Origin of the sequence: Azospirillum sp. TSO22-1 (assembly GCF_003116015.1) — a bacterium.
GTDB lineage: Bacteria > Pseudomonadota > Alphaproteobacteria > Azospirillales > Azospirillaceae > Azospirillum.
Genome location: NZ_LGQZ01000033.1, coordinates 38804 through 63627, shown reverse-complemented (window position 1 = coordinate 63627; position 24824 = coordinate 38804). Strand labels below are relative to the sequence as shown.

Below are 24824 nucleotides of genomic sequence, written 5' to 3'. Positions count from 1 at the left end.
GGCTCGTTTGCCGTCTCCGGCCGCCACCGCATGAAGTCCTTGGACGCCGGCTGGTCGCCGCGGCGCTCCGCCGTCAGCTCCCAGGCGCGGGCCTCCTTCGTCTTTAGCGTGAAGGTCGAGGCGCGGTGCAGCTTCAGAAAGCCGCGCTCCACCAGCTCGGCGAACGCGCGGGCGGCGACGGACTTCGGCAGCCCGATCCCCTCGGCCTCGCGCACCGCGTAGGCGATCTCGCCGTTGTTGACGCCGTTGTGTCGAACCCAGACGTCCAGCAGCAGCGCCTTGGCGTTCGGGCTCATGGTCCGCCATGCCGGGCACCGCAGCAGGTAGTGCGGCAGCGCGACGAACCGGGCGGTGTCGTTCCGCCCGGTCGCGTTCGGCCGGGAGTGGCGGACCTTGGGCACTGGCGTCCTGCTACCGCTCAACCTTCGCGCTGGCGGTAGCCGTCAGCACCCGCGCTGCCCGGATGAACTCCCGCAACTGGTCGTCCGAGAGGTGCTTCAGCAGCTGGCGGAACTCCGCCTTCTGGGCGGCCACCTTCTTGTCGGCAGCTATCATGGTCAGGCCCTCCCCGTCGTTTGCCCGGCGCCGCTGCGGCGGAAGGGCTTCGTCTCGCGCCCGTCAGCGATAGCCTCGGCGGTCTCGACCAGCCACGCGCGGAGGTCGGGGTCCAGGGAGCGGGCGCACAGGATCCAGCCCTTCTCCTCGAGGGTGAGATCGGTCGGCTGCATGATCAGGCTCTCCCCAAGGCGACGAGGTCGTGAACCAGGCCGGCCAGATCCTCGAGCTGTCCGTCCGAGAGCTGATCGAGGAGGTGCCGGGCTTCCTCCCGCCAGCCGGCGTCGGGATGCGGGGTGGCTGGCGCCCTATTGGCGACTACGCCGACGCCGATGGACGTGGCCGTGGCGCTGGCCAGGAAGCAGCGACGGTCAAGCATGGTGCGCCTCCGTCGTCGGCGTGGCGTCCGGCCGGTCCCATTCGCGCAGCGGCATGGGCGGGATGGCCCGCGCCACCTCCTCCGGCAAGGACGCCTCCAGTCCGTCCAGCACCGTCAGCACCATGCGCTCGTAGAAGTCGGCGCCGCCGCTGTCGCGCTCGCCCCACTCCAGGGTAGAGAGCGCCCAGATGCGCAGCTTCACCACCATGCCGACGGCGGTGTGGGCCTTCGCCTCACCGATGCGGTCGATGACGGTGTCAATGAGGTCCCAGGCGCGTTCCTTCTGGGCGTCCAGCCCGTCCAGCCCGACTCGCTTCTCCTCGGCGCGCTTCTGATCCAGGCGGGCGCGGTACGCGGCGACGCGGCGGTCGTTCGCCTCCTTCACCACGGCGGCCTCCGGCGGCACCTCGCGCTTCCATTCCTTGTCGCAGAAGGCCAGCAGCGACGCCGCCTGGCGGTCGCCACCGGTGCGAAGCGCGTAGGTGTCGATCAGGCGCTCGCGGTTCAGATCCTCAATCTGCTTCAGCGATGGCCGCCGCCCGACCTCCGCCGGGATGGCGTACTCGGCCAGCATGGCGTCGGTCCACTCCGGATCGGCGATGGCGCATCCATTCTCGGCGCGGCCGGCCCACTGCGCCCACCGGGGGAGACAGCGCACGGCGGCGGTCTCCGCGTCGCGCACGGCTTCATAGGCCGCACGGGCGTTGAGAAGGCGGCGCCACAGACGGACGAGCGTGCGGTCAACCTGCAGGTCGGCCGGTCCGAGCGAAGAGCTGGCGGCCGATGTGGGGAAGGCGGCGAGGGCGAGCGCCGGCGCCGCGCTGGCGGTGCGGGTGATCAGGGTGCGGCGGGTGATGGCCATGGTCAGACCCTCCCCTCGCTCAGCACCGGCAACCAGCGCAGCGCATCCGCGTAGGCGGAGCGGTACATGGCATCCTCCACGCCGGCATCGCACTCCGGCAGGTCCACGCGCAGGACGTCGTCGGCCGTGCCTCCGTAGCGGTTGTGCGCCTGCAGGTACGCCTTCACCGCGAACCCGGCGGCGCTGCGCGCCGGCAGCGCAGCGATCTCCTGCATGATGCGGTCGGCGACGTCGAGAGCGGCAGACATCGCGTGGGCGCTCAGGCTCGGCGCCGCGGCCTCGATGGCGCGTTGCCGCTCGATCCAGCCGTCGAAGGCGGCGAACAGCGCGGCGTCTGGCGGCATGTCGCCGAACGCCGGAGGGATGGGGCGGGCGGCCGTCGGTGTGGCGGCGCTGGTGGTGGCGACGCACACCGTCGCCGTGCCGCCGAGCGATGCCCGGCGGGTGATGCTGGTGGTCTGCATGATCATCTCCCTTCGGCGCGGAGGTGTTCGTGTTCGGCTTCGATCCGATCGGCGAACCGCACGAGCTGCTCGTCGGACATGCGGGCCAGCCTTTCGACCAAGCGGCGGGCGACATGGCGGGTGGGAGGGGATGCGTTGAGCCACAGCGTGGCCCACTCGGGCCCAAAGGCGAGCACCTCGGGCGGGACCGCCTCGCCGGCGAGCGACAGGCCGGGCACCGAGCCGACCGCCAGCACGGCGGCAGCGCCGCTACTGGCGAGGAGGATTCGACGGCTGAGCATGGTCAAGCCCTCTCCTCTTCCCGCTCGGCTTCGTCGAAGCAGCGGATCAGGCTCTCCAGCGCCTCCTTGCGCCGGTCCTTCATCCGGCGGAAGGAGGCGACGAGCTGTCTCTCGCGATCGTTCAGGGTGACGGCCGGCGCGACGGCCTGGGCGGCGACGGCCGGAGCGGCGGCAGCGGCCAAGTCGCCGGCGGCGATCAGAAACAGGCGGCGGGTTGCGTCAGCCATGATGCACCTCCGCCGGGCAGCACCGGGCGAACAGGTCGGTGCGGGGCAGCGGCAGGAGGTCGAGACGGTGCAGCGTGTCGTCGTCGGCCAGGGTGTCGAGGTCGCCGCAGTTCGGCTCCGCGTCGGGGTCCCCGTCGCGCCGGTCGAGTTCGGCGATGGCGGCGTCGGCGATCCGCTCCAGCACCGCGCGGGAAAGGCGCGGCAGAAGGGCGGGATGCAGGCAAGGCTCGGGTGTGGCGTGTCTCGCACGCATGGTGTCCTCCAGGGGCTGATGTGGATGGTGGTCGGGCCGGCCTACGCGGCGTGCTCCAGGCGGTGGATCTCGCTGTTGACCGCGGCGAGGCGGCGCAGGCCGGCGTTGCCGAGCCGGTCGGTGTGCTCCAGGTCGGCGGCGATGCCCTTCAGCTCAGCGAGGCGGCGGGCGGCGGCCTCACGCGCCTGCTGCGCCAGGGCGGCGCAGAACGCCTCCGCCCGGGCCGCGCGCTCGGTCTGCTCCCTCGCCTGGGCATAGAGCTTGCGCAGCGCGATGGCGAACGCCTGCCGGTAGGTCATCGACAGCCCGTACATGCCACGCTCGCGGCGGGCGATGACGTGGGCGGTCTGGAAGAGGGTGCGGCGGTCGATCATGGGGGTTGCCCTCAGTCACGTTCTGCATTAATGATGTAGCATTGTATTCGGTCGGGATCAACATCAAAAATGAAGAAAGTTACTGATGGTGATATAGACCCCGGGCAGTGCCGCGCTGCCCGCGCCCTGATCGGATGGTCACAGGACGACCTCGCGCGTGCTTCGGGGGTGACGAAGAAGTCCATCGCGGACTTCGAACGCGGGGCAGTCGCCAAGCCGCAACCGAGGACGATGCGTGATCTGCGCGCTGCCTTCGAAGGTGCCGGGTTGGAGTTCATATTCCCCAACGGTGGTGGCGCTGGCGTGCGGTGGAAGGTCAACCAGGCCGGCGGGAAGGGGGAGTGATGGCTGAGCGCTACATGAACAAGGACGAGGCGCGCGCCTTCCTGGCCTCCATCGGCATCGCCCTGAACGACCGGCAGATGCGGCGAGCCATCGAGAACCGCCGGCTGCCGTTCTTCCCCAACCCGATCACAGGGCGCTTGGTCATCACCGAGTCAGCCATCCGGGAGACCTTCGCCCGCGCGGCTGAGTCGGCTCTGGAGCCGGCCGCGCCACACGCGCCACAAAAGCCGGCGGGCAAGAAGCGGGCGGCTTCTGGGGCACCCAAGGGCGGACGCGGGGTTAACACGGGTAGCGTCACATTTCGCCAACGCTACGGTGTGGAGTGGCGCGCAGCTCGGGACGTGCCTGTCCACCAAGGCGACGGCGGTCCCGGCGTGCGGCTCCGCAAGGATGCGCCGCAGCCCGGCCTCGGTGAAGGCTGACGCATGAGCCGCACCCTGCCCATCGCCATCGGCGACCGCTTTGCCCGGGTCGGCCAGTCCGACAAGGTCTACGTCGTCACCGGCTTGCGGACGAAGCCCGGCGAGCCGCCGCACGCGCAGCTCGCGCTCGAAGGCGGAGGCGGCCCGATCCTGATCGGCGTCTCGGCGCTGACCGACCGCAGCCTGTACCAGCGGGTGCCGTCGTGACGCCGGAACCATGCCGCACCGGCCGGAAGCGCCTGGGCTGGTCCTAGGAGGCGCTAGCCGATAAGGCGACGGTCTCCGTCTCGGCGGTGCGGCAGTTCGAACTCGGCCGGGGCTCATCACGCGGCTACGTGCCGATCAGCATCCGGCGGGCGTTCGCGGCAGGCGGCGTGGAGTTGGACGTTGCACTGGCTGAGTGATCCGATGGGTTCACGGTCTGCGAGGTGAACGGTACTGGCGCTGACTAGCCAGGGCTGTATGCTGTTGCCAAGCCTTTGTGTTGTCGGCAGCGGCATGCGCTGTTGCGCTTTGAACGGTTGAGCGATGCCTATTCCAGTGAAGGTTCAGCGTCCCGAAGATCTGCTCGATATTAGAGGTTGGACGCTTTATGGGGAGACACCGTACCACCCGGTAGGAGCGCGGCCTAAGAGCATCTACATCGCTCCAGGGCTCGGAGCGCCACAATTCATTATTCCACACCACCGGTATATATTTAAACTTTCATCGGATCGTCATCCGATCCAGTTTTGGTCGGAAATCTTTTCTTATCAGTTCGGAGCGATGATTGGGGTGGAGGTGCCGCCAGCTTTTGTGGCGTTGAATAGCGAAACGGGTGAAGTCGGTAGTCTTCTAGAGTTTTTTTATGGCGCTCCTGGGGACGTTGAAGAGCGATTTAGTGAGGGCGGTGATGCACTGCAAGCCTTGAACAAGGATTTTGATAGACACAGGGGCAAGCAGCACAATGTACGCGATGTAATGCGTATCTGCAAGGCGTTTCATGCGCTTGGAGTTGCTGAGCCTAGCCGGCATTGGGCGAAGGTTTTTACATTTGATGCCTTGATCGGGAACACAGATAGGCATCAAGATAATTGGGGAATACTCTGGAAGTTTCCGAAGGAGCGCACCCAGGCGCCGAGTGCACGTTTCGCCCCCGCATTCGATAACGGGACGAGTCTCGGGTACGACATTCTGGAGCACAAACTGGCGGCTAAACGTCAGCGCACTGCCCTAGAAGCCTATGTGCTGCGGGGATATCATCATATGCGGTGGTCCCGCGGTGACGAACATCAGTGCCGGCACATGGAAATGCTCGAACGCATTATTAATGCATATCCTGAAACTAAAGAGGTAATATCGGAAACTGTGACATTCGATATTATGGATGTGGCTAAAATTCTGCATGAAATGGAACGGTTTGAGGTGCAGCCTGTTTTTACGCGGCAGCGAACCAATTTCGTTCTGGACGTCATAGCACTGCGGCAACGGCTCATAGCGGAAGTGGTAACGGGAGGGGCGGCATGAACATGGTTCGCCATATTGTAGAGCCGATGGTCCTTCTTCTGGCTTGGCAAGGCCCGGAGCATACCTCGCGCCGGCGATGGACCGTTGGGCGCCTGGATCGCGAGATGCAGGGGGCTACCGAGTTCGTCATGTTCACTTACCTCAGTGACACTGAAGAGTTTGAATGCGCCCTGAGGGAGGGGTTCACCGGATATCCTGCATTTAGGACATCAAATAATATTCACGACACCGGAGTAATGAGCGCGTTTATGCGACGACTGCCGCCACGCACGCGGGGCGACTTCGCGAAGTACCTATTGAACTATCGGATAGATCCGGGCTCCACAATATCGGACTTTGCTCTGCTTGGTTACACTGAGGCAAGGTTGCCAAGCGACGGCTTCTCAATTGTTAATCCGTTCTATAAGATCGATGGTCCGTGCGAATTTGTAACCGAAGCGGCCAGCTTTCACCGATACCTCGTGGATGGTATTCGGGCGGGCGACCATGTATTTCTGATACCTGAGCCGACGAATATTCACGACGATCAAGCTATTCAGGTTGTCTGGAAGGGGCAGTGTGTCGGATACATTAATCGGCTGCAAACAGAAGCATTCCACCGCTGGCTTAGCTCCGGCAAGGTCCAGGCTCGCGTTGATCGCGTGAATGGAACAACCGAGCGCCCCCGTCTTTACCTCTTCGTCGAGGTCTCTGATTGACCCGCGAGCGCTTCAGCCGCGTGGTCGAGCTGATGGTGGCGATCGGGTGGGATGAACACCTGTCGGCGGCGCTCCCCGCCGCCGAGCCGGTGGTCAGGCGGTGCGATCCGGGAAGAGTTCCTTCTCGATCTCCTGCACCCAGTTCCCCGGTGGGAAGGCCGGCGCGTCGAAGATGGCATCGAGCGTCGCCTTCATCGCGTCGCGTGCCTTCGGGTCTGCCGGCGCCGGGAAGCTCCCGTCGTCGATCCCGGCCTTGATCCGCTCCAGGATCTTCGGTGTCCGAGTCGGGTGACCCGACGCGTACATCTGCGTAGCCCATGCCTTGAAGGCGATGCCGGCGATCAGCTCGAGGGCGGCCAGACGGCCCTCAATGTCATGCGGAGTGCTGGTCACGTGGGTTCCTCCGGTCTGTCTCAGACTGAAGGATTTGAGCAGGGCAACGCGCGATCTGCAAGGCGGTGATGCGCGTCATGCGGGCATGATGTGAGGGCAAGCCGCTTGTTGGTCATCCGGACAGGCTATCGATCTCGCTGGCCCTCCATCCTCCACTCGACCCGCGCACGCACGGGTGCGACTCGGACTGCCGCCGCCCTGCCCATTTCCTCGGCGTGCTGAAAGTCCTGCGCCCGCTCAGTGGGCAGTTTCAGCGCGCGCACCCGAGACAGCGCGTCCTCCAGTTCCGCCCGGCTGAGATCTACGGCGGCGAGGTCCGCATCCACCTGCAGCTCCCTGCGCTCGATCGTCTGCGCGCGCTTGGCAAGGCCGGCGTGCAGCTCCCCGGCCTCTTCCTCGGCGCGCCGTACGATCTCGGCGGCGGCGTCCCGCGCCGCCTTCATCGCCTCGCCCAGCTTGGCGGCAAGGCGCCCAACCAGCGTCCACACCGCGTCGAAGGCCGGGTTGATGGCGTCCTCGATCTGCCGGCGGCGCTCCGCCGGGACGTCGGGCGCCCAGACCAGCCGACGCGGGCTCTCCTCGGCGCCGACAATGGCGCCCTCGGTCCAGGCCCCCACCCCGACGTCGATGGCCTGAGCCCAGCTCTTCACGCGCTTCCTCTCGGCCGCGGTCTCCTCCTCCACCCGCTGGCACTGCTCGGCCGCTGCGGCACGGTCGGCTTCCGCGGCGGCCAAGCCCTTCGCCGCCTCCCTGGCATCGCGCTCGGCCGCCGCACGGGCCGCGGCAGCGGCTTCCCGCTCCTCGCTGGCCTGCGCGGCATCCGCTTCGGCTTGGCGCCGCAGATCGTTGGCCGCCTGCTCGTGCTCCATGGCGTCGATCAGCGCGAACCCGGCGCGGCGGGAGGCGGCGGCGAGCGCGGCCTGCTCCGCTTGCGCTGCCGCCTTCGTCGCTGCCATCGCCATGTACCAGTCGCGGATTTCGGTGTGGGTGGCGGCGGACCCGCGCTCGCCGCGCCGGAGGCCGAGAGGCGCGAGCTCCGCGTGGTAGGCGTCCTGAAGGGCGCGCAGCTTCGCCGGCGTCCCGAACCACCGGCTGGCGTTCAGCCGCGTGGCCGCACCCTTCCGGCGCGGCGACCGGTCCACCGGGAGCACCAGGGCATGGATGTGCGGGGTGCCCTCATCAAGGTGCAGGACGGCGGACAGCAGGTTCTCCCCGTAGGTCTTCCTCAGGTACCTCATCGTCGCGGTGACCCACTCGCCGAGGCGCGCGCCGCGCCACGTGCCGATCTCGTGCGGCGCGTCGGGCCGGAAGTACCCGGGCGAGGCCGACAGGACCATCTCGACGCCGAGCACGCCGTTGCGCCGCAGCCGCGTGATGCCCGCAACATCGAGCGCCGCCCGCACCGCCGCCACCAAGTCGGCGGTGCCGTGGAGCTGGCGGTTCAAGGAAGCGCGCCTCGGATCGGCGTTCGGGGCGGCGCTGGTCCGGTTGTTGTGCGCGGCGACGGCGCTGAGCGCCGACATCGTGTGGTGCTTCTTGTGCACCAGGATGGCGTATTCCATGGCTCCCTCCATGCCGGCAGCGGCATGGGGATGTGGAAGCGTCGACGGATGTTCGCACGCCATAGCTCGATGAATTCACGCCGAGCGGAGTTGTTCGATCGCTGGACGCGGGGAATTCCGTTGTGAGTGATGACGGATGACGGAAATCCGCCGGACGGCTGGTTGTAGCGCGGATCCGGCTGGAGTGGTGAGCCAGATCCCAGCGTGCGTTGTCGCTCCTCCGCGTCCCGTGACAGCGTCGAGGCCTCTTCCATCTGAGACGCAGAGGTCACCATGAGCACCACCGACGACGAGACCCCGACCGCCGACCGGATCGCCGAAGGGCTGGCGATCCTCGCCAGGGCTGCGGAAGCCGATCAGGCCCGACGGCTTCGGGAGACGCAGGAGCGGCTGCGGCGGGAGACCGCGGCCCGCAGCGCCCGCTTCCGCCGGCGCTGACCGAAGGGGAGGGGCGGGCGTTATGCGCCAGCCCCGAACTCCATCACTCTTCGCCCGCAACTGCCTTCAGCGTTGACCGCGGAGGGTCGCCTCGTAGCAGTTGACCATCGCGACCGGATCGGGCAGGCGACACTCGGCGTCAGCACGGGCCGTCCGCCTCAGGTACTGCTGCCGCGTCAGGCCGTAGCGCTGCGCGTTCACCAAAATAGTGGCCTCACGGTACACCGGATCTTCATCGGCAATGCCGTACTGCCGCAACTCCGCCGCCGTCAGCCAACGTACCCGTTCCGGCGGGATCAGCAGCATGTCATCGACGATTTGCGCCGAGACGTTCATCCCGCGGAAGTAGGCGCGCATCTCCTCTGCCACCTTGTCGGACGCGGCTTGAACCCCGGCAACGGTGAGGGCCCCCGTCGGAACCTCGAAGTACGGGCGGTGGATGCCGACGGCGCCGGCGATGTCGCGCATGGACGCGCCGGCGAGCAGGAGGACGCACGCGCTGACGCACCTCGCGTCCTCGGCCACGATGATGTTGACGGTCTTGGTGCGCAGTTCGCGGCCGAGCGCCATCGCGCCCCTCACGCTGCCGCCGTCGCTGTTGACCTTCAGATTGATGATCTGGTCGGCCCTTCCGGCGACTCTCACGAAGTCTCGCGCCGCATCTTCGGTGATCCTGCCGGAGATCTGCACGTTGAACGCACAGAGGTTGGCTTCGCATTCTTCCCCGCCACTGACCGTAGCGGCAGCGGCGCTGCCGTTGCGGCCCAACAGCATGGCCAGAATGACCAGCAGCATGCCAAATGCGCGCGGCATGGGACGTCTCCATTGAGGAGTTCAACCGGCAGATCGTACGCTTGACCACGTGTGGCGGTCAAAGGGGTGTCGGTAATAGCGACACCCCTCCCGGAGGTCGTCAGAAGCCCCATGGATGCGTTCCACTACCTTCAGCTAGGCAGATGCGGAAGTGCCGCCAGAACGCATCAGCGCGCCTCTGGCGGGCCTGTGTCGGCGGTCTGATCTGGGCGTCATGGGGGGAAGCGCCGCGGTGTTCGCAGCGATCGCTTGCCGACGCGCGGCGACGCGTCCACATTGAGCGTGCCCGGTTGAACCGCATCGCGAGGTGCGGGGAGGTCCCTGATCCGAGCAGCCGGCTCTTGAGCCGGTGGCCTCGCCAGAACCGCAGAGTTACCGAACTGCCGCCGGGCGCCGCTGCGGCCGTAAGCCAGCAGCCCCCCCCCTCGATCCCAGGGATAAGGGAGCCTCCGATTGGAGGTGGCGCGCTGGGCCCGGCGCGCCTCGTGGGCCGGCGCCGGGACATTGGCATCCCGCTCAGCGATCTGCCTCCAGGAACGCCCTCATGGCTGCGCGCCGGCTCGCGCCAGCGATGACGGATCGGGGGAGATCCCAGACCAGCCGCCCGGCCGCGGCATCGAAGAACGCCAGGTCGTCGTCGCTGATCGGCTGCCGTTCCCACGCGCGGCCGAACATGGCCGTGAAGCGATCCTGCTCGTCCGGGGACAGCGGCGACAGATCGAGCGTGGTGGAGGGGCGCCCCGGGTGCCTGGCTTCGAGCTTGGACAGGCGGCGGCTGAAGGTGCGCATGGTCAGGGCGCCCGATCCTGCCGGTCGGCGCCTGCAGATGTGAGCGGCTTAACGGCGTTTGCCCCGCCCATCTCCACCCGCGCCCACTTGTCGCCCTGCTTGACGTACCATTTCCCGTCCGGCGCCTTCTGTGCGCCGGCCACCGGCGGCCGCTCGCCGCCGCCCGCGCGCGCCGGCGCCGTGGTGTCGATCAGGCGCTCGGCGTACTTCCTCGCCTCCTCTGGGGTCATGCCGAGGTGCTCGACCGCCGACTTGATGGTCTCGTTGAGCAGGTGGACCTTCTTGTACGGATCGGCCTTCGTTGAGAACACCATGTCCTCCGCCTCCTGGCGCGACCGGCCGCCCTGCATCAGGAAGTTGACGAGCTGTGCTTGGGCCGGGAGCGCGCCGTCGCCGCGCTCCGCCAGCGCCAAGCGCCGCTCCTCGTTCGTCAGCTGCTTGTTGCGGAAGGTCTCGTTGGACCGCGCGTTACGCTCGGCGATGTCCATCTGCCGCTGGTGCAGCCGGTTCGCCATCATGTTTCGGCTCGCCCCGGACAGCCCCTCGCCGAGCGCGCCGGCGATGCTGGGGTTGCGGCTGGCCATCATGCCGAACGCGGCCTGCACGAGCGGGTTTGACATCGCCTCGGTCAGCTTGTCCATGAAGCCGGGCTCCTTCCCCGACTCTGCCGCGCCCATAGCGAGGCCGCCGGCTGGTGCGCCGCTCATGGCTGCGGGAGCCATTGACGGGGGCGCCGCGGGGACGGGGAGACCGCCTCCGAAGCTGACGGTTTTCGCCGGCAGCCGCGGCTTTACGTCAATGGACGGCCCTGGAACCGGGCCGAACTGCGGGCCGGGCAGCCCGCCCACGGGGCGCTCCGCGTCCATCGCGGCGCGCAATTCCTGCTCGGCGTCCTGGTTGACGGCTCCCGGAACGCCCCCGGACCCTGTGGGAACGCCCTGCGCCAAGCCGCCCGCCGGCAATTCATCAGCGCCCGGGTAGGCGCCCGCGAAGTCGCGGAACTCCCAGTCGGTGCGGTCGAGGTCCGGCTGCGCCGCCACCTCGCGTCCAGCACGCAGACCGCCGCCAGCCCAGGCTCCGGCCACCCGCCCGACGCGGTCGGCCATGCGGGCACCCTCGTAGGTCTCGGGCAGGCCCCCCATGCCGAGCAGGCCGCCATCCTCGTCGCCCGGCATCTCCACGCTGGTGTTGCTCTCAAAGGCGTTGCCCGGCGTGAAGTCGCCGATCTGGACGTTGCGGCCGATCCAGCCCTTGATCTCAGGCACGAAGCCGCGCTTGGTGAACAGGCTCTGCCCGCCCGGATCGCTGATGCCGCCGTAGCGCCGCGTCAGTTCCGCCTGCGCGTCCGGGTCGCCGTTGCCGGCCGCGGCGCTCAGGATGTCCTCCGGCTGCGTCGCCCAGTCCACCACCATCCCGCCCTCGGCGTAGGCGCGCCCGAGCGCGAGGCCGCCGCGGGCGTAGCGCGGCACCGTGGTCATCCCCTGGGTCCCCTGGCCGCCGGAGTTGCCGCTCCCCATGCCGAGGCTGCCGAGCTTGGACATCAGCCAGCCGTCGTCACCGAAGGCGCCGGACGCGCCGAGGCCGCCAGCGCCCATCAGGGCGAGCCCGGCATAGGGCAGCGCGCCCTTGCCGCCCATCGCTCCGGAGCCGAGCATCAGCGGCAGCAGCCACTTCATCCGGTCCTTCCGGCTCATCGGCGCCCGCGGCTTGCGGCCGGGGATGGGCGGCGCGGTCTGGCCGTTCGGCAGCAGCGTGCCGGGGGCTCCGGTGGCCTGCGAGGGGTCATCGAACGGAAGCGCGTCGGGGTAGGCGTCGCTGAGCGCCGCGTCCGCCAACGGGCCGCCCATGGCGTCCTGCGCCGCGATGTCGGCCGCCAGCATCTCCTCCGGCCCCATGCTCATGAACAGGTCCGGGTCCACCATGCCGCCTTCGAAGAACTGCGCCATAGCACCTTGCGCCAAGCCCCCGCGGGCGTAGGAACGGGCCCCTCTCGCCGCGACCAGGCCGCCGAGTGCATAGCCTTCTCCGCCACTCCCCCCGTCGGGTCCGCCGCCGTCACTGCTGGCGCCGCCAGTTCCGTCCGCGTCGCCGCCATCGCTGTCGCTGCCGCCATCGCCGGAACCGAAGCCGAGGCCATTCATCCCCCTCGGCGCGTACTGCTGCATGATCCCGGCGATCATCTGCTCCAGCGACTGCTGGTTGAACGATGGGGCCGAGGTCGCCAGCGCCAGCGACTGCGGCTGGAAGAATTGGTGCTCGCCGCCGAAGCCGTAGGTCTTCGGGTTGAAGCCCTCGGGAAGCGGCTGCGGCACAGGGTATCCGGGGCTCGCGGCCTGCGCTGGCGCCTGGGCGCCTGGGATGGCGTCGTACATCACGCCGGGCGGCTGCTGCCCCTGCCCAAGGTCAATCTGCCCGACGGTGCCACCGGCGGCGTAGCGGGAACGCGGCAGCATGCCGAGGGTGCGCGCCGAGCGCGCCTGTGCGGCGCCCTGGGCGAGGCCGCCCCGGGCGAGGCGCTGACGCGGGCGCACCAGACCGCCCTTCTTCAGGAACATCGCTGCCATCATGGCCGCCGACATGCCAAGCGACGCCATGTCCTTGCCGGTTGTGTCCGGTCCCTGCGACGTGGTGGTGCTGGAACCGGGCGGCCGGGCATTGGAGAGCAGGCCGCTCCAGCGGTTGAGCTGCGTCCACGGATAGTCCCGCTGGCTTTGGAAGTCCTGCAATGCCAGATCGATGTTCTTCTGATCCATGCCCTGCTGCTGCTGGCCGATGCCGGCCATCGCCGCGGCGTCGCGCAGCTGGATGTCCTGGTTCTTGCCGACGAAGTCGGTGAGCGCCCGGCCGGTCTCCAGCTTGCGCGCGGCGTCGGCGTTGACGAGCGCGCCCGCCTGCTGGCCGATGGAGGCCAGACGGTTGGCGTCCTGGCCGGTCAGGTTGCCCAGCGTCGTGCCGGCGTCGATCTGGCGCCGCGCGTTGGCGTCGGTCAGCTGGCCCAGCCCGAGGCCGCCCTGGATCTGCCGCCCGGCGTCCTGGCCGGCCAGCGCGCCCAGGCCGAGGCCGCCCTGCACCTGGCGCGCCGCGTCGGCGCCGTAGAGCTGGCCCGAGGTGGCCCAGCCGCTCTCCAGTGCCTGCGCCTGCTGGCCCAGGATCGACTCGTTGGCGTCGCGGATCGCACGGTTGGTGAACTCGGCGTTGCGCTTGCCGCCGAACTGCCCGGCCTCGATGAAGGTGTCGTTGACCGCCGGCAGCAGGTTCTCGGTCAGGTTCCGCTGGCCGAGCTGCGCGATGCGGTCCACCACCTTGTCGGTGTAGGGGCTCATGTAGTCATCGACGCTGTCGACAAACCGCCCAGTGCCCTGCGACACCAGCGGGTTGGCGGCGCCGGCCGAGGAGGCGTTCATGCCCTGCGTCACCCACGGGGACGCGGCCCCCGCCGCGTCGGTGTTGGCGCCGGCCGTCAGCATCGGCGAAGCCGCCGCGGCGCCGCTCATGCCGGCCGCCTGGGTGAAGTACGGCAGTGCGGTCTGCATGCCGCTCATGGCGCCCGCCTCGACCATCGTCTGCCGCGCCGCCTCCATGGTCGGGCGCCCGTTGGAGGAGGCCTTGCGCACCATGTCGAACGCGGTCTGCTGGTCCGGCGTGAACTCGGCGATGCGCTGGAACGGCACGGGCGAATAGGGCTGCCCGGCCGCGCCTTGAGCGTAACCCATGACCTGTTGCATTGGGCCGGAGTACCACTCCGGGAAGACCTGCTGCGTCGTGCTGGTCGAGCCACCGCCACCGCTGGGCATGTCAGATCTCCTTGTTCATGATGACCGCGTAGTCGCGAAAGCCGTGGCGCGTCATCGCGCGCCGCCAGCCGAACCGGCCGCCCAGCAGGGCGGCGCGGCAGTCGTGGTCACGCCCGAACCGCTCGACGGCGGGCAAGATGGTTTCGGTGAGTTCCCTGAGGTCGCCAGCCGCCCAGAGCGCGCGCACGGCGCGAAGGCGCGGAAACTCCACGATTTCGGTGATGCACACGCTGGCCGGCGCAGTCCACAGCTGCATGGCCCCGGCCTCGATGCCCGCCAGAACATCGTCGGCGTCGTGGGTGCGCGGCCCATAGCTCAGCGCGCGCTCCAGGATCGGGCGGACGCGCTCGAACTCGGCGCGGACGTGGTCGGGGATGTTGGGGAGTGGCGTTCCGAGGGAGCGGCGCGGGGCCGGTTCAGCGGGGCCGGCCCGAACTGCGGTGATGGTCTGCATGCCTGCGCTCTCCTTCCCCGAGGGGCCGAAGGCGCAATGAGCCCGGCCCCGAATGCATCGGGTCACCGGGCTGTCCGATCGGCGGATCTTGCTACAACGCGTCTCCTCTGCCGAACGACGCGCTCGTTATCCGCACTGGCCAACCACAACAGCAGAGCACAAACATAGTAGTCGAGACCGGCTTTCGACGCAAGACGCGTTGTATTCCTCTTGCTCATGTATTTGCAAGATTTTACAATGGTTGGGCGGCACGCTAAAATTTACCGTGAATTCTTGTTGATATTGCCTTGCGACGACGATAATAGCACGCGATCACTTGGGAGTATCCTGCGATGAACCTGCGGCATGAGTTCAGCGATGGTCGGGTGCTCTTGATTGCCGACCTTGGGGCGGCGCTTATGAGCGAAGCGTCCCTGACACAGGGTTTCGACCGTCGCGCCTCGTTGCGCATGGTCGAAGACGAGCTTCTTCACCGGATCATGGGTGATGTGCCGATGGAGCGCATGGCGCTCCTCCTGCGTGAGGTCGATCGGCACGCTGCGGCCCTTCGGCCGCACCTGGTCACCCTGCAGAAGGCGGCGCCGCTTCAGGCGTGCGCCCAGGAGGTGGCGCTGCGGGTCCACGGCATGACCAACACCGGGGAGGTGACACGGACGCTGCTGGCCGCAGACGCCGAGCTGGTCAACCGGCTCACCGGTGCCGGCGTCCCCCTCCCCGTGGCGGCGGCATGGTCACACGCGGTCCAGGGCCTGGCGATGCTGCTCGGGCTCGGGATGATGGCGATGAACGGTGGTGCCGCTGGGACGGCCTGATGGCGGTGGCTCGACGGATCACTTTGGCCGCTACGGGCTTGGCGCCGTCGTGGCTCAGATGAGGCGTTCCCGCAGGTCCTGCGGCGGAGCGTTCATTGCCGCACCGCCGGCGCGTCGCGGCCGTTGTCGGGGATGGCGACGACCGTGCGGCCGGTGAGGTCCACCCCCTGCCGAGCGGCGGCGTCCTGCGGTTCCTCGCCGGTGCGGAAGATCACAACCACCGGGCCGGTCTCGTCCGGCTGGGCGCCCTCCAGGCGTGACAGGCGCCGCTCACGGGTGCTGCTCATGCGGTCCTCCGCGTCGTGTCGGTCCAGCGGACCTTGGGTTCCATGGCGGCGATCTCGGCCGCTTCGTCGGGCGTCAGCTCGCCGCCATGCTGGAGGCGCTCGGCGATCTCCCTCAAGCGCTGCCGCTCTTCGTCGGAGAGGCCTCCGAGGTCGGGCATCAGGCGGGCGGGATCACGAGGGCGGGTGGCGGCTTCCAGCAGGGCCAGCCGGCGGGCTCGGTTGCTCATGCTGGTGTCTCCCCGTTGAAGCGGACGTCCATCGCCTCCAGCTCGGCGATCTCCTCGGCGGTCAGCTCCGCGCCACCGCGGTGCTTCTCCGCGAGGGTCCACAGGCGCTCCAGCTCGTCGTCGGTGAGGCGGGTGAGATCGATCTCCGGGTGCTCGCTGCGCCAGGCGCCCTGCGCGCCCTCCAGGCGTTGCAGCCGGTTCATGACGGTCCGGTTCATGTCTTCGAACTCCTCTCCTCCAGCGCGGCCAGCCGCGTCTCGAACTCGGCGGCTTCCAGGGTCTTCGTGTAGGTCTCGATCAGCTTGCCGAGCTCTGCCGCCTCGCCCGGAGTCAGGTCGCCGCCGGCGACCGCTTCGACGATGGCGCTGACGGCCTTGGCGGCGTCGGCCGCGGTGGACAGCGGTGGCAGGGTGAAGCGCACCGGCCGGTCCTTGCGCGCCGGGAGCAGCCGCTCCAGGCACAGGCGCAGCGCCTGGACGTCGCCGGCCTTGGCCAGTTCGATGGCCTTCCGGGTCAGGGCGTCCGCCTCGCCGTCGAGCAGCTGCTCGGCCGCCAGCGTCGCTTTGTTCCGGGAGCCCGGCCGGCGCCCCGGGTTGCCGGGAGCGAAGCGGCCGCGGCGGTCGCGCTTGGCCTCCTCAGCCTCCGTTCCTGCGGGCGATCTACGGCGCGACATGGGCCTGCTCCACCAAGCGGCGGCGTGCGGCCGCGGTCAGGTCCTCGGCCAGGGCGAGCGCCCGCAGCGCCGGCACCTCAACGGCGATGGAGGCGCCGTCCTGCAGGTAGGCGACCAGGGACAGCGGCTCGCCGTCGATGTCGCGGACCCGCACCCGGGCGGCGAGGGGCTCGGCGACTTCGAGTTGCGTGGCGCCTAGGGCGGAGAGAGCGACGTGCACGCCAGTCAGCAAGTTCAGCAGGCCCGGCGCGAGGTGGTCGCCGGCAGTCATCTCGTCCAGCAGCGCATCGCGCTCAGCCTCCAGCCGGCGGCGCAGATCGGTGAGGTCGTCACGCAGCACGGCCGGCCTCCCGGGTGGCTCGGGCGGTGTGCGCCCGCTCCATGCGATCGACGCCGATCAGCAGCAGACGGCGGCGTGCCATAATCGCCTCAGCGGCCTTCACCAGTTCGGCGACGGACGGGCGGAACTCGACGGTTCGCCGGACGGTCCGTGCGGACTCCTCGGCGACATCGGCCGGGAAGCGCGCCAGCTCGTCCGTCAGCGCGACGACGTAGGCCTTCACCTCGGGCGCGGACCGCTGGTCGCGCTGCGGGTAGGCCGCGTTGAGGGTGAAAGCGATCCGGCCGGCCTGCGGCTCGGGCGTGTAGCCGGTCAGCGCCACCTCCAGCTCGGCGCGGACCTGAGCCAGGGTCTCCAGCGGCAGCAGCGGCGCATTTGGCGCCAGCGGCGCACGGGCGGCCTCGAGTAGCACGGGCTCGTGCCAGCTGGTCACCGACAGGCTGCCGGCAGACTTGGCGATCATCGGCAGCGCGCCGGCTGGGCGGGATGCGTTCACAGGCGGAACCTCGCTCGTTCAGAGGCGGCTTCGGGGGTGTCGTCGTACAGGTCGGCGAACGCCGCCATGGTGGGGCTCGTCGCCTGGGCGCCGGGGCGGATCGGGGTGACGTTGGGTGGCGGCTCGTCCAGCCAGCGCTCGCCGTTCAGCCAGGTGGCCGGGTGGGCGATGAAGCGGGGCTCGGTGCCCTTGACCTGGATCTCGGCGGCGTAGCGGAGGATGCCGGCCAGCAGTTGCTCGGCGGTGGCCTTCTTGCGGGCGGTGCGGTAGGCGCGGTGAGCGGTGGCCTTCGCGGTCTTCTTCGGCACCTGGAGCCACCACGTTGCGAACTCGGCGTCGAGGTCGTCGGGACGCTCCTGCGGCTCGTCGTCGAGCAAGAGAGTCTTCTGACTATTCCCTGACGGTTCTAATGACGATTCAGGGTGCACGTGGTGCACCCCTACCCCTGCACGTGGTGCACCCCTAGGGCGCACGTGGTGCACCCCTGCATCTCGTGCACCCCTGCACGTGGTGCACCCGTCACTGGTACCAGTCAGTACGTCGAGCGCGATGCGGTACTCCCGCCCGCGCTTGGCGCCGGGATGCTCGTCCGCCACCTTGACCAGCACACCCATAGCTTCCATGCGGCGGATGGCATACTGAACGGCGCGCTGGCTGAGCCGGCACTCGGCGGCAACCCGTGCCAAGCTCGGGAACACCCCGCCACCGTCGTCGCTGGCGAAGCAGCCGAGCCGGGACAGCACCGTGACGGCGGTGCTGTCCAGGTCGAGCGCGCTTGCGTAGACCGCCTCGACGACGCGGATGCTCATGGGGCACCCTCCGCGTCGTGCAGGTCCTCGAAGACCTGCCGCCGCCCGTCGAAGCGCACGCGGGCGATGCCCGTCTCGCCCTGCCGGTTCTTGGCGATGATGATCTCGCCGACGTTCCGGGAACGGTCGAGCGCTTGGCTCCAGCGGTGATAGCGGTCGGAGAACTTCTCGGCCGGCTCGTCGGCACGCTGGGCCGGCTCCGAGCGCTCCAGATAGTACTGTTCGCGGTAGACGAAGGCGACAACGTCGGCGTCCTGCTCGATGGCACCGGAGTCCCGCAGGTCCGCGAGGGTCGGCCGCTTGTCCTCGCGACCCTCGACGCCGCGGTTGATTTGGCACAGCAGAGCGATCGGGATCTCCAGCTCCTTCGCCGTCTCCTTCAGCGTCCGGGTCATCGCCTCGAGCTGGTGCGTCCTGTTGGCCTGAGGATCGGCGGCGGCCAGCAGGCCCAGGTAATCGACGCAGAGGAGGTCGAGCCCACGCCGCCGCTTCTGCGCTCGTGCCCGTGCCCGGATCTGACCGGCGGTCAGGCCGCTCTGGTCATCCACCACCAGCGCCATGCCTCCATACCACCGCCGGGCCTCCTCCAGCGCGGCGAGCTGGTCGGGCCGGAGGTGGCTGCGCTGCTCGATCGTGCTGACGCCGGAGCGCCGCGCGTAGAGGCGTTGGCCAAGCTGCGCCCGGCTCATCTCCAGCGAGTTGAACCGGCCGACGTAGCCGGAGGCGGCGGCGTTGGTGGCGATCGTCAGGCCGGCAACGGTTTTCCCCATGCTCGGTCGTCCGGCGATGATAACGAGGTCAGTCGGCTGTAGGCCGCCGAGGAGCCGGTCCAGGTCGTGCAGGCCCGTGCTAATCCCCGACACCCCGCCGACGGCGCTCTGCGCCCGCTGGACGGCCTCCCACGCGGACGAGAGCACGCCGTCGAGGTCGGCATCCCGCTGGACGCCCTCCGGGCGCTCCAGGATCTCGGCCAGCTCCGCCTCGGCCTGCCCCACGAGCGCCGCGGCGCCGCCGTCGAGGTCGCGCCGGCGCGCTTCCGCGTCCAGCCATGCGGCGAAGGCGACGAGGCGGCGGCGGTTGTGGTTCTCGAGCACGAGGCGGGCGTAGTGCTGCGCCTCGTGCGGGCTGGCGAAGGCCCCGTGAAGCCGTCGCGAGTAGCCCCAGATGCCGCCAACTTCGTTGGCAAACTCCGGCGCGTCGGCGAGCTGGTGCGCCACGGTCGCGAGGCTGACGGGTGCACCGCTCTCGGCGAGGTCGAGGATCGCCGCGAATATGCGCTGGTGCCCCTCATCCTCGAAGTGCTCGTGCGACACGACGCCGAGCACCGTGTCGAGGCGGGCCCCGAACAGCAAGCTTCCCAGCAGCGCCTGCTCGGCCGGCAGCGTGTCGATGGGGGCGGCATTGGTCACCGGCGCGCCTCCCTCTCGATGCGAGAGGCGATCTGCTCGGCCCACCGGGACAGCGCGTCCAATTCGGACGGGTCGGCGCCGCGGAGTGCGAGCGTGTCCAGGTCTGCGCTCAGGCCGAGCAGCTGCCGGTGCGCGCTCGGCTGGCGCTGGAGGAGGCGGCGGCTCAGTGCGCGGAAGTGCGCCGCTCCCAGGTCGCGGATCTCGGCGGTCATGCCGCGCCTCCCGCTGGGTAGCCGGCCAACTCAGCGACGGTGCGGGCTGTGCTCAGTACCAAGCCGAAGCGGCGGCTCAGCATCCGCGCTGCAATATGTTGCGAGATCGGATGAAAGGCGGTAGGATCTTCCCGGTTCGCAGCCAGTCCGAAGATCTCTCCGCCCGCCCTGGTCGCCGCGCTCGCCACAAGCGCGGTTCCGGGGCGGAGTTGTTTCTGGGCCATGTGATTACGCGGCCTCCCTCGCCTCGGAGGACGAGCGGCGCGGCTTCGTCATCTGTGCATACGCCCACTGCCGCAGGTCCCCTGCCTGATACTTGGCAAGGCGGCCGAAGTGCTGGACCGGCGGCCCGTCCGAGCGGCGGGTGAACCATGTGGCCAACGTGGCTGGAGAGGTCTTCAGACCGAGCGCGGTGAGTAGCTCGGAGGCCTCCTTGCGGGACAGCCAGCGGTCGTCGGGAACATGCAAGATGGCAGGCCGGCTGTCGTCCGGCGCGCCGACGCCGAGAGCGTCTGCAGAGTATTCCGTGGGGGTGTGGAGCATCTGACCCTCATTGACGGACCCGCAATCGGGCGGGCTGGTGGGTCAATGATGGTCAATGCGAGGCAAACCACGCCAATAATAACAAGTAACTGTTACTTGTTACCTTTGTTACCAACATCCGCGCACTCCGAAGACCAACGGCCAAAATAGACTTCAGCTGTTTTTATGGGAATACCGGTCTCCTTGGAGCACCGGGAAAACCATGCCTTCTTTGCTCCCCGAGGGCTACCATTTGCGGGATAGGCGCCGCAGTTATTTTTGAACCATTCCACCGCCACAGCCATTCCTCCGGAGTGCTGAGTAACGCCGGAAGACTGCTTGTCATCACTCGCTCTTAGCAACCACCTCGGCCGCGGCCAATCCAGACCGACTGAATCGAACCATTCGGCGAGGTCGGACAGCCTGATCCGCAAAAGGCGGAAGAGGTTGCTGAAGTGTCCGTGGCTGTCGTCGTACTCCCGCAGCGACCATCCAGCGAGCTCTGCAAACTTCGCTTCCGGACTCCCGGTCGCGCCCTCGATCCTGAAGCCCAGGACTTCAAGGATGTCCAGCACCTCCGCCCGGGTGCGGGGATAGCGGACGCGCTCCATCACCAACTCCGACCGCTGCGGCTCCTCGGGATCCTCCAGATCGTCGGACAGGGCGAACCGAATGAACGCCTCTTCGAACGCGGGATCGTGCACGAAGGGATCATCGCTGCCGATCCGATGGCCGGAGCGGGACTCCACGCTCCACTTCAGGAATGGCAGTCCTCGGCCGCTCTCCGCGATGATGGAGATTCCTCCCGGCCCCGCCCAGGTCGGGATGACCCGGATGAAGGGCTGCGGGTCGCGCGGCCGGCTGTTCCGGTAGACCGCGCCGCCGACACCGATCGTGCAGCCTTCGGGCCGTTCGAGTGTGAAGAGGGTCGGGCGGCCGTCCGCCTCGAAGTCGCCCCGCCACATGAACTGGACGAGCCGCTCCAGGATGACGTCGGCGTCCGTGGCCTTGCCCCCAAGCGGCCACTCGCGCGCGATCTCCGTCAGGGTCGGTTCGTCGGGGAAGGTGGCGAATGGGGATCGCATAACGCCTCCGCAGGCGCGCCGCAGGGTGGAGACGCGGAAGCCCGGTGCGGTGCCAGGCTTGTCGGATGGCCGTCCTATCCGCGCTACCCGTAAGATGGGGTGGCTGCCCGGACGCCGCCACCGTCACGACACCGGCCACGGTGATTGCTATGTGATTGCTATCCACCTCCGCGCCGCTCCAATACCACCCCTTCCGCAAAGCGAAAACCCAGCATTCGCAAATGGTGCGGGCCGGGGGAGTCGAACCCCCACGCCGTTTCCGGCTACGGATTTTAAGTCCGCTGCGTCTACCGTTCCGCCACGCCCGCGGCACGCGCACCGGTTGAATAGTGGGTTGCGCGGAACGGGTCAAGAGTCGTGGACCCCGCCGCCCTGTATCCCCATATGGGAAGGCATGACCGAGAGCCAGTGGATCGCCCTGGTGGGGCTGCTGATGGTGGCGGTGCTGGTGGTGCCCGGCGCGCTGCGGCGCACCCGCGGCCGGGTGCTGCCCTACGCCGCCGCGTGGCTCGCCATCGTGGCGGCGCTGATCTTCGTCTACACGACCTTCGGGCCGTTCTAGTCGTCCGGGCGGCCGTCCCAGCCCATGGACATGATGCCGATGCCCATGGCGACGCTGCCGAAGGTGATCATCAGGCTGGCGAAGAGCAGGAACGCAGCGACGAAAGCGCTCTCGCTGGCGAAGATCAGAGTGCGCAGGTTCGCCACGTCGCACACCAACAGCCCAAGACCCAGAACGACCGCCCCCGCCATTCCCGAGAGCAGATGGTTGAGCAGGAAAAAGACGGCCTCTCTCTCGAAGGGTTTCATGGCTCGATTACCGGACTGTCTACTGACTTATCAAAGTAGAAACAGCCGGGGTCGCGACAATTCACCGTTACGCAATAGGCTGAAAGCTACCCCTTCGAGCCGACCGTGACGGTCGGCGTACCGCCGAGTCGCTGGACGATCCCCACCAGATCCTCCGTCGCGCGCTCCACCGCCGCCTCGTCGGTGCCGCGCAGCACCAGCGAGACGCCGAAGTCGCCGCGGCGGAAGTACGGGTAGCTGCCGATCTCCAGGTCGGGATAACGCTCCTGCAGGGCCCCGAGGTCGGCGGCCAGAACGCCCTCGGCCAGCGCGCAGCTGACCGTGCGGGCGTGGATCGGCGCACCGCCCTTCAGCCGCGGCAGCACGCCGTCGAGCATCGCCTGCATGATGTTCGGCACGCCGGCCATCACGTACACGTTGCCGATGCGGAAGCCCGGCGCGGCGCTGATCGGGTTGTCGATCAGCTCGCCCCCCTCCGGGATGTTGGCCATGCGCAGCCGCGCCTCGTTCAGCTTGGACGGGTCGCCGTAGTGGCGCTCCAGCCGCGCCACCGCTTCCGGGTTGCGCTCCAGCGCCACGCCGAACGCCTTGGCGACGCATTCGGACGTGATGTCGTCGTGCGTCGGGCCGATGCCGCCGGTGGTGAAAACGTAGGTGTAGCGGGAGCGCAGCGCGTTCACCGCGGCCACGACCTCCTCCTCGACGTCGGGAACGACGCGGGCCTCGCGCATGCGGATGCCCTGCTCGCCCAGCTTCTCGGCGATGTGCGGCAGGTTGGCGTCCTTGGTGCGGCCGGAGAGGATCTCGTTGCCGACGATCAGCACGGCGGCGGTGGGGTTCGGGTCGGTGGTCGTCATCGGGGGGCTTCGTTCGGCGGGGTTCCCCCAAGATGAACCCATGACGGGCATTGTCAAGGCGACGGCGGCGCGGGTAGCGTGGCGGCCATGCGCTTCCCCTCCCCGCTCATCGAAGGCCGGCTGGTCCGCCGCTACAAACGCTTCCTCGCCGACGTCGAGCTGCCCGGCGGGCCCGATGGCGTTGAACTGATTACGGCGCATGTGCCGAACTCCGGCAGCATGATGGGCGTGGACACGCCGGGGGCGCCGGTGTGGCTGTCGCGCTCCGACAACCCGAACCGCAAGCTCGCCCACACGCTGGAGATGGTGGAGGCGGACGGCGGGCTGGTTGGCGTCAACACCGCCCACCCCAACGCGCTGGTCGCCGCGGCCATCGCGTCGGGCCGCATCCCCGAACTGGCCGGCTACGCCCGCGTACGGCGCGAGGTGAAGTACGGAAAGAACTCGCGCATCGACGTGCTGCTGGAGGACGACGACCGGCCGCCGGCGTACGTCGAGGTCAAGAACGTCCATCTGCGCCGGCCGCACCCGGGCGACGGCCAGGACGGCGTCATCTGGGCCGAGTTCCCCGACTGCCCGACCGCCCGCGGCGCCAAGCACCTGGAGGAGCTGGCGGCGATGGTGGCGCAGGGCTGCCGCGCGGTGATGCTCTATCTTGTCCAGCGCATGGACTGCACCCACTTTCGGGTGGCCCGCGACATCGACCCCGCCTACGACGCCGGCCTGCGCCGGGCGGTGGCGGCGGGTGTGGAAACTTTGTGTTGGTCTTGCGCGCTGACGCGCGAGTCGATTGAATTGGACCGGCCGCTGCCGCTGCGCCTCGCCGACTAGATAAGGGACTGTCCGTGGAACACAACGACCTCGATTCGCATCGCATCCGGCTGCACACGCCGGAGGACTTCGAGGGAATGCGCAAGGCCGGCCACTTGGCTGCCCTGGCGCTCGACTTCATCACCCCCTATGTGCAGCCCGGCGTCGCCACCGGCGAGTTGGACCGGCTGCTGGCCGCCTTCATCGCCGACCACGGCGGCATCAGCGCGCCCATGGGCTACCGCGGCTATCCGAAGTCGACCTGCATCTCGGTCAACCACGTGGTCTGCCACGGCATCCCGGGCGACAAGCGGCTGCAGAACGGCGATATCCTGAACATCGACGTCACCCCGATCGTCGACGGCTGGCACGGCGATTCCAGCCGCATGTACCTGTGCGGCGACGTCAGCATCAAGGCCAGGAAGCTGGTGGACGTCACCTACGAATCGCTGATGCTCGGCATCGCCAAGGTGAAGCCGGGCGCAACGCTGGGCGACGTCGGCCACGCCATCCAGCAGTACGCGGAGAGCCACCGCTATTCCGTGGTGCGCGATTTCTGCGGCCACGGCCTGGGCCGCGTCTTCCACGAGCCGCCGAGCGTCCTGCACTTCGGCAAGCCGGGCCAGGGCGTGGTGCTGCGCGAGGGCATGTTCTTCACCATCGAGCCGATGGTCAACGCCGGCCGCCACGACGTGAAGATCCTCGGCGACGGCTGGACCGCGGTGACCAAGGACAAGTCGCTGTCGGCGCAGTTCGAGCACTCGATCGGCGTGACCGCGCAGGGGTGCGAGATCTTCACCGCCTCGCCCGCCGGCTTCACCAAGCCGCCCTACCCGGTCGTCGAGGCGGCGGCGGGGGTCTGATCC

The 24824-nt window shown here is 68.6% G+C and carries 39 protein-coding genes and 1 tRNA gene; 11 read left to right on the top strand and 29 right to left on the bottom strand.

Features of this window, described 5'->3' with window-relative positions:
• Positions 1-30 precede the first annotated feature (30 nt).
• The gene (locus tag TSO221_RS10590) at positions 31-222 is read left to right on the top strand and encodes a hypothetical protein (RefSeq protein ID WP_146208761.1); all 192 of its coding nucleotides are present in this window, start codon (positions 31-33) and stop codon (positions 220-222) included.
• Positions 223-411: 189 nt separating this feature from the next.
• Here the strand turns inward: TSO221_RS10590 and TSO221_RS35330 are convergent, their stop codons facing one another.
• Genes TSO221_RS35330 through TSO221_RS10555 form a run of 9 tightly spaced genes read right to left on the bottom strand, consistent with a single transcriptional unit; the run spans position 412 to position 3395 of the window.
• Positions 412-555, bottom strand: a complete 144-nt coding sequence (locus tag TSO221_RS35330) for a hypothetical protein (RefSeq protein ID WP_158284054.1) — start codon at positions 553-555, stop codon at positions 412-414.
• 2 nt (positions 556-557) lie between these two features.
• Positions 558-728 (bottom strand): hypothetical protein, encoded by a 171-nt coding sequence (locus TSO221_RS35325; RefSeq protein WP_158284053.1) that lies wholly within the window; start codon positions 726-728, stop codon positions 558-560.
• A gap of 2 nt (positions 729-730) precedes the next feature.
• Positions 731-934, bottom strand: coding sequence for a hypothetical protein (locus TSO221_RS10585; RefSeq protein ID WP_109118457.1), 204 nt, complete (start codon positions 932-934; stop codon positions 731-733).
• Complete coding sequence (locus TSO221_RS10580; RefSeq protein WP_109118456.1) at positions 927-1796, bottom strand: hypothetical protein; 870 nt, start codon at positions 1794-1796, stop codon at positions 927-929. Before TSO221_RS10580 ends, TSO221_RS10585 begins: the two co-directional genes overlap by 8 nt.
• Before the next feature lie 2 nt (positions 1797-1798).
• Positions 1799-2260 carry a hypothetical protein gene (locus TSO221_RS10575; RefSeq protein ID WP_109118455.1) on the bottom strand — a complete coding sequence of 154 codons (462 nt, stop codon included), beginning with the start codon at positions 2258-2260 and terminating at the stop codon, positions 1799-1801.
• Positions 2261-2262: 2 nt separating this feature from the next.
• Positions 2263-2547, bottom strand: coding sequence for a hypothetical protein (locus TSO221_RS10570; RefSeq protein WP_146208760.1), 285 nt, complete (start codon positions 2545-2547; stop codon positions 2263-2265).
• A complete protein-coding gene (locus tag TSO221_RS10565) occupies positions 2544-2768 on the bottom strand; it encodes a hypothetical protein (protein ID WP_109118453.1) in 225 nt (74 codons plus the stop codon). Before TSO221_RS10565 ends, TSO221_RS10570 begins: the two co-directional genes overlap by 4 nt.
• Positions 2761-3021, bottom strand: a complete 261-nt coding sequence (locus TSO221_RS10560; RefSeq protein ID WP_109118452.1) for a hypothetical protein — start codon at positions 3019-3021, stop codon at positions 2761-2763. Before TSO221_RS10560 ends, TSO221_RS10565 begins: the two co-directional genes overlap by 8 nt.
• A gap of 41 nt (positions 3022-3062) precedes the next feature.
• On the bottom strand, positions 3063-3395 hold the full coding sequence (locus tag TSO221_RS10555; RefSeq protein ID WP_109118451.1) for a hypothetical protein: 333 nt from the start codon (positions 3393-3395) through the stop codon (positions 3063-3065).
• Between the two features lie 69 nt (positions 3396-3464).
• Here TSO221_RS10555 and TSO221_RS10550 point away from each other — a divergent pair, with 69 nt between their 5' ends.
• The 5 genes from TSO221_RS10550 to TSO221_RS10530 all read left to right on the top strand — a co-directional run bounded on the left by TSO221_RS10550 (position 3465) and on the right by TSO221_RS10530 (position 6366).
• On the top strand, positions 3465-3740 hold the full coding sequence (locus tag TSO221_RS10550; RefSeq protein WP_109118450.1) for a helix-turn-helix domain-containing protein: 276 nt from the start codon (positions 3465-3467) through the stop codon (positions 3738-3740).
• Positions 3740-4162 carry a hypothetical protein gene (locus TSO221_RS10545; RefSeq protein WP_109118449.1) on the top strand — a complete coding sequence of 141 codons (423 nt, stop codon included), beginning with the start codon at positions 3740-3742 and terminating at the stop codon, positions 4160-4162. The genes TSO221_RS10550 and TSO221_RS10545 overlap by 1 nt, the downstream gene beginning before the upstream one ends.
• Positions 4163-4165: 3 nt before the next feature.
• A complete protein-coding gene (locus TSO221_RS10540; protein WP_109118448.1) occupies positions 4166-4369 on the top strand; it encodes a hypothetical protein in 204 nt (67 codons plus the stop codon).
• A 333-nt stretch (positions 4370-4702) separates the two neighbouring features.
• Positions 4703-5668, top strand: a complete 966-nt coding sequence (locus TSO221_RS10535) for a HipA domain-containing protein (RefSeq protein ID WP_158284052.1) — start codon at positions 4703-4705, stop codon at positions 5666-5668.
• Positions 5665-6366: an HIRAN domain-containing protein gene (locus TSO221_RS10530; protein WP_109118446.1), complete on the top strand. Its 702-nt coding sequence runs from the start codon at positions 5665-5667 to the stop codon at positions 6364-6366. Before TSO221_RS10535 ends, TSO221_RS10530 begins: the two co-directional genes overlap by 4 nt.
• Before the next feature lie 93 nt (positions 6367-6459).
• Here the strand turns inward: TSO221_RS10530 and TSO221_RS10525 are convergent, their stop codons facing one another.
• Together TSO221_RS10525 and mobV are read right to left on the bottom strand one after the other, a co-directional pair.
• Positions 6460-6759, bottom strand: a complete 300-nt coding sequence (locus tag TSO221_RS10525) for a hypothetical protein (protein ID WP_109118445.1) — start codon at positions 6757-6759, stop codon at positions 6460-6462.
• Positions 6760-6884: 125 nt separating this feature from the next.
• Positions 6885-8321 (bottom strand): MobV family relaxase, encoded by a 1437-nt coding sequence (mobV, locus tag TSO221_RS10520; RefSeq protein WP_158284051.1) that lies wholly within the window; start codon positions 8319-8321, stop codon positions 6885-6887.
• A 273-nt stretch (positions 8322-8594) separates the two neighbouring features.
• Between mobV and TSO221_RS35320 the strand changes: the two genes are divergently transcribed.
• The gene (locus tag TSO221_RS35320) at positions 8595-8759 is read left to right on the top strand and encodes a hypothetical protein (protein ID WP_158284050.1); all 165 of its coding nucleotides are present in this window, start codon (positions 8595-8597) and stop codon (positions 8757-8759) included.
• A 66-nt stretch (positions 8760-8825) separates the two neighbouring features.
• On the opposite strand, the gene TSO221_RS10515 is transcribed toward TSO221_RS35320, so the two are convergent.
• The 4 genes from TSO221_RS10515 to TSO221_RS10500 all read right to left on the bottom strand — a co-directional run bounded on the left by TSO221_RS10515 (position 8826) and on the right by TSO221_RS10500 (position 14609).
• Positions 8826-9572: an ATP-dependent Clp protease proteolytic subunit gene (locus TSO221_RS10515; RefSeq protein WP_109118443.1), complete on the bottom strand. Its 747-nt coding sequence runs from the start codon at positions 9570-9572 to the stop codon at positions 8826-8828.
• A 516-nt stretch (positions 9573-10088) separates the two neighbouring features.
• Positions 10089-10361, bottom strand: coding sequence for a hypothetical protein (locus tag TSO221_RS10510; RefSeq protein ID WP_109118442.1), 273 nt, complete (start codon positions 10359-10361; stop codon positions 10089-10091).
• A 2-nt stretch (positions 10362-10363) separates the two neighbouring features.
• Positions 10364-14155 (bottom strand): hypothetical protein, encoded by a 3792-nt coding sequence (locus tag TSO221_RS10505; RefSeq protein ID WP_109118441.1) that lies wholly within the window; start codon positions 14153-14155, stop codon positions 10364-10366.
• Position 14156: 1 nt separating this feature from the next.
• Positions 14157-14609 carry a hypothetical protein gene (locus TSO221_RS10500; protein ID WP_109118440.1) on the bottom strand — a complete coding sequence of 151 codons (453 nt, stop codon included), beginning with the start codon at positions 14607-14609 and terminating at the stop codon, positions 14157-14159.
• 332 nt (positions 14610-14941) lie between these two features.
• Between TSO221_RS10500 and TSO221_RS10495 the strand changes: the two genes are divergently transcribed.
• Complete coding sequence (locus tag TSO221_RS10495) at positions 14942-15421, top strand: hypothetical protein (RefSeq protein ID WP_109118439.1); 480 nt, start codon at positions 14942-14944, stop codon at positions 15419-15421.
• A 92-nt stretch (positions 15422-15513) separates the two neighbouring features.
• On the opposite strand, the gene TSO221_RS10490 is transcribed toward TSO221_RS10495, so the two are convergent.
• From TSO221_RS10490 to TSO221_RS10435, 12 genes are all read right to left on the bottom strand, one after another.
• Positions 15514-15708, bottom strand: coding sequence for a hypothetical protein (locus TSO221_RS10490; protein WP_109118438.1), 195 nt, complete (start codon positions 15706-15708; stop codon positions 15514-15516).
• Positions 15705-15935, bottom strand: coding sequence for a hypothetical protein (locus tag TSO221_RS10485; RefSeq protein ID WP_109118437.1), 231 nt, complete (start codon positions 15933-15935; stop codon positions 15705-15707). The genes TSO221_RS10490 and TSO221_RS10485 overlap by 4 nt, the downstream gene beginning before the upstream one ends.
• Positions 15932-16153 (bottom strand): hypothetical protein, encoded by a 222-nt coding sequence (locus tag TSO221_RS10480; RefSeq protein WP_109118436.1) that lies wholly within the window; start codon positions 16151-16153, stop codon positions 15932-15934. The genes TSO221_RS10485 and TSO221_RS10480 overlap by 4 nt, the downstream gene beginning before the upstream one ends.
• Positions 16150-16608, bottom strand: coding sequence for a DUF5681 domain-containing protein (locus TSO221_RS10475; protein ID WP_109118435.1), 459 nt, complete (start codon positions 16606-16608; stop codon positions 16150-16152). The genes TSO221_RS10480 and TSO221_RS10475 overlap by 4 nt, the downstream gene beginning before the upstream one ends.
• A complete protein-coding gene (locus TSO221_RS10470; RefSeq protein WP_109118434.1) occupies positions 16595-16948 on the bottom strand; it encodes a hypothetical protein in 354 nt (117 codons plus the stop codon). Before TSO221_RS10470 ends, TSO221_RS10475 begins: the two co-directional genes overlap by 14 nt.
• Positions 16938-17411, bottom strand: coding sequence for a hypothetical protein (locus TSO221_RS10465; protein ID WP_109118433.1), 474 nt, complete (start codon positions 17409-17411; stop codon positions 16938-16940). The genes TSO221_RS10470 and TSO221_RS10465 overlap by 11 nt, the downstream gene beginning before the upstream one ends.
• A gap of 29 nt (positions 17412-17440) precedes the next feature.
• A complete protein-coding gene (locus tag TSO221_RS10460; RefSeq protein ID WP_109118432.1) occupies positions 17441-17821 on the bottom strand; it encodes a hypothetical protein in 381 nt (126 codons plus the stop codon).
• A 428-nt stretch (positions 17822-18249) separates the two neighbouring features.
• Positions 18250-19662 carry a DnaB-like helicase C-terminal domain-containing protein gene (locus tag TSO221_RS10455; RefSeq protein ID WP_146208759.1) on the bottom strand — a complete coding sequence of 471 codons (1413 nt, stop codon included), beginning with the start codon at positions 19660-19662 and terminating at the stop codon, positions 18250-18252.
• Positions 19659-19874 (bottom strand): hypothetical protein, encoded by a 216-nt coding sequence (locus TSO221_RS10450; protein ID WP_109118430.1) that lies wholly within the window; start codon positions 19872-19874, stop codon positions 19659-19661. Before TSO221_RS10450 ends, TSO221_RS10455 begins: the two co-directional genes overlap by 4 nt.
• 228 nt (positions 19875-20102) lie before the next feature.
• Positions 20103-20417: a hypothetical protein gene (locus TSO221_RS10445; RefSeq protein WP_109118429.1), complete on the bottom strand. Its 315-nt coding sequence runs from the start codon at positions 20415-20417 to the stop codon at positions 20103-20105.
• Between the two features lie 92 nt (positions 20418-20509).
• Entirely contained in the window at positions 20510-21481 is a 972-nt protein-coding gene (locus TSO221_RS10440; protein ID WP_109118428.1) for a hypothetical protein, read from the bottom strand.
• Positions 21482-21703: 222 nt separating this feature from the next.
• A tRNA-Leu gene (locus tag TSO221_RS10435) sits at positions 21704-21789 on the bottom strand.
• 86 nt (positions 21790-21875) lie between these two features.
• On the opposite strand from TSO221_RS10435, the gene TSO221_RS35930 reads away from it, so the two are divergent.
• Positions 21876-22043, top strand: a complete 168-nt coding sequence (locus tag TSO221_RS35930; protein WP_199229438.1) for a hypothetical protein — start codon at positions 21876-21878, stop codon at positions 22041-22043.
• On the opposite strand, the gene TSO221_RS10430 is transcribed toward TSO221_RS35930, so the two are convergent.
• Together TSO221_RS10430 and TSO221_RS10425 are read right to left on the bottom strand one after the other, a co-directional pair.
• Positions 22040-22291, bottom strand: a complete 252-nt coding sequence (locus tag TSO221_RS10430; RefSeq protein ID WP_109118427.1) for a hypothetical protein — start codon at positions 22289-22291, stop codon at positions 22040-22042. The genes TSO221_RS35930 and TSO221_RS10430 overlap by 4 nt on opposite strands.
• Before the next feature lie 86 nt (positions 22292-22377).
• The gene (locus TSO221_RS10425; protein WP_109118426.1) at positions 22378-23148 is read right to left on the bottom strand and encodes a molybdopterin-binding protein; all 771 of its coding nucleotides are present in this window, start codon (positions 23146-23148) and stop codon (positions 22378-22380) included.
• An 87-nt stretch (positions 23149-23235) separates the two neighbouring features.
• Between TSO221_RS10425 and sfsA the strand changes: the two genes are divergently transcribed.
• Positions 23236-23979 (top strand): DNA/RNA nuclease SfsA, encoded by a 744-nt coding sequence (gene sfsA, locus TSO221_RS10420; protein ID WP_109118482.1) that lies wholly within the window; start codon positions 23236-23238, stop codon positions 23977-23979.
• Between the two features lie 14 nt (positions 23980-23993).
• Positions 23994-24821: a type I methionyl aminopeptidase gene (gene map, locus TSO221_RS10415; RefSeq protein ID WP_109118425.1), complete on the top strand. Its 828-nt coding sequence runs from the start codon at positions 23994-23996 to the stop codon at positions 24819-24821.
• Positions 24822-24824 lie beyond the last annotated feature (3 nt).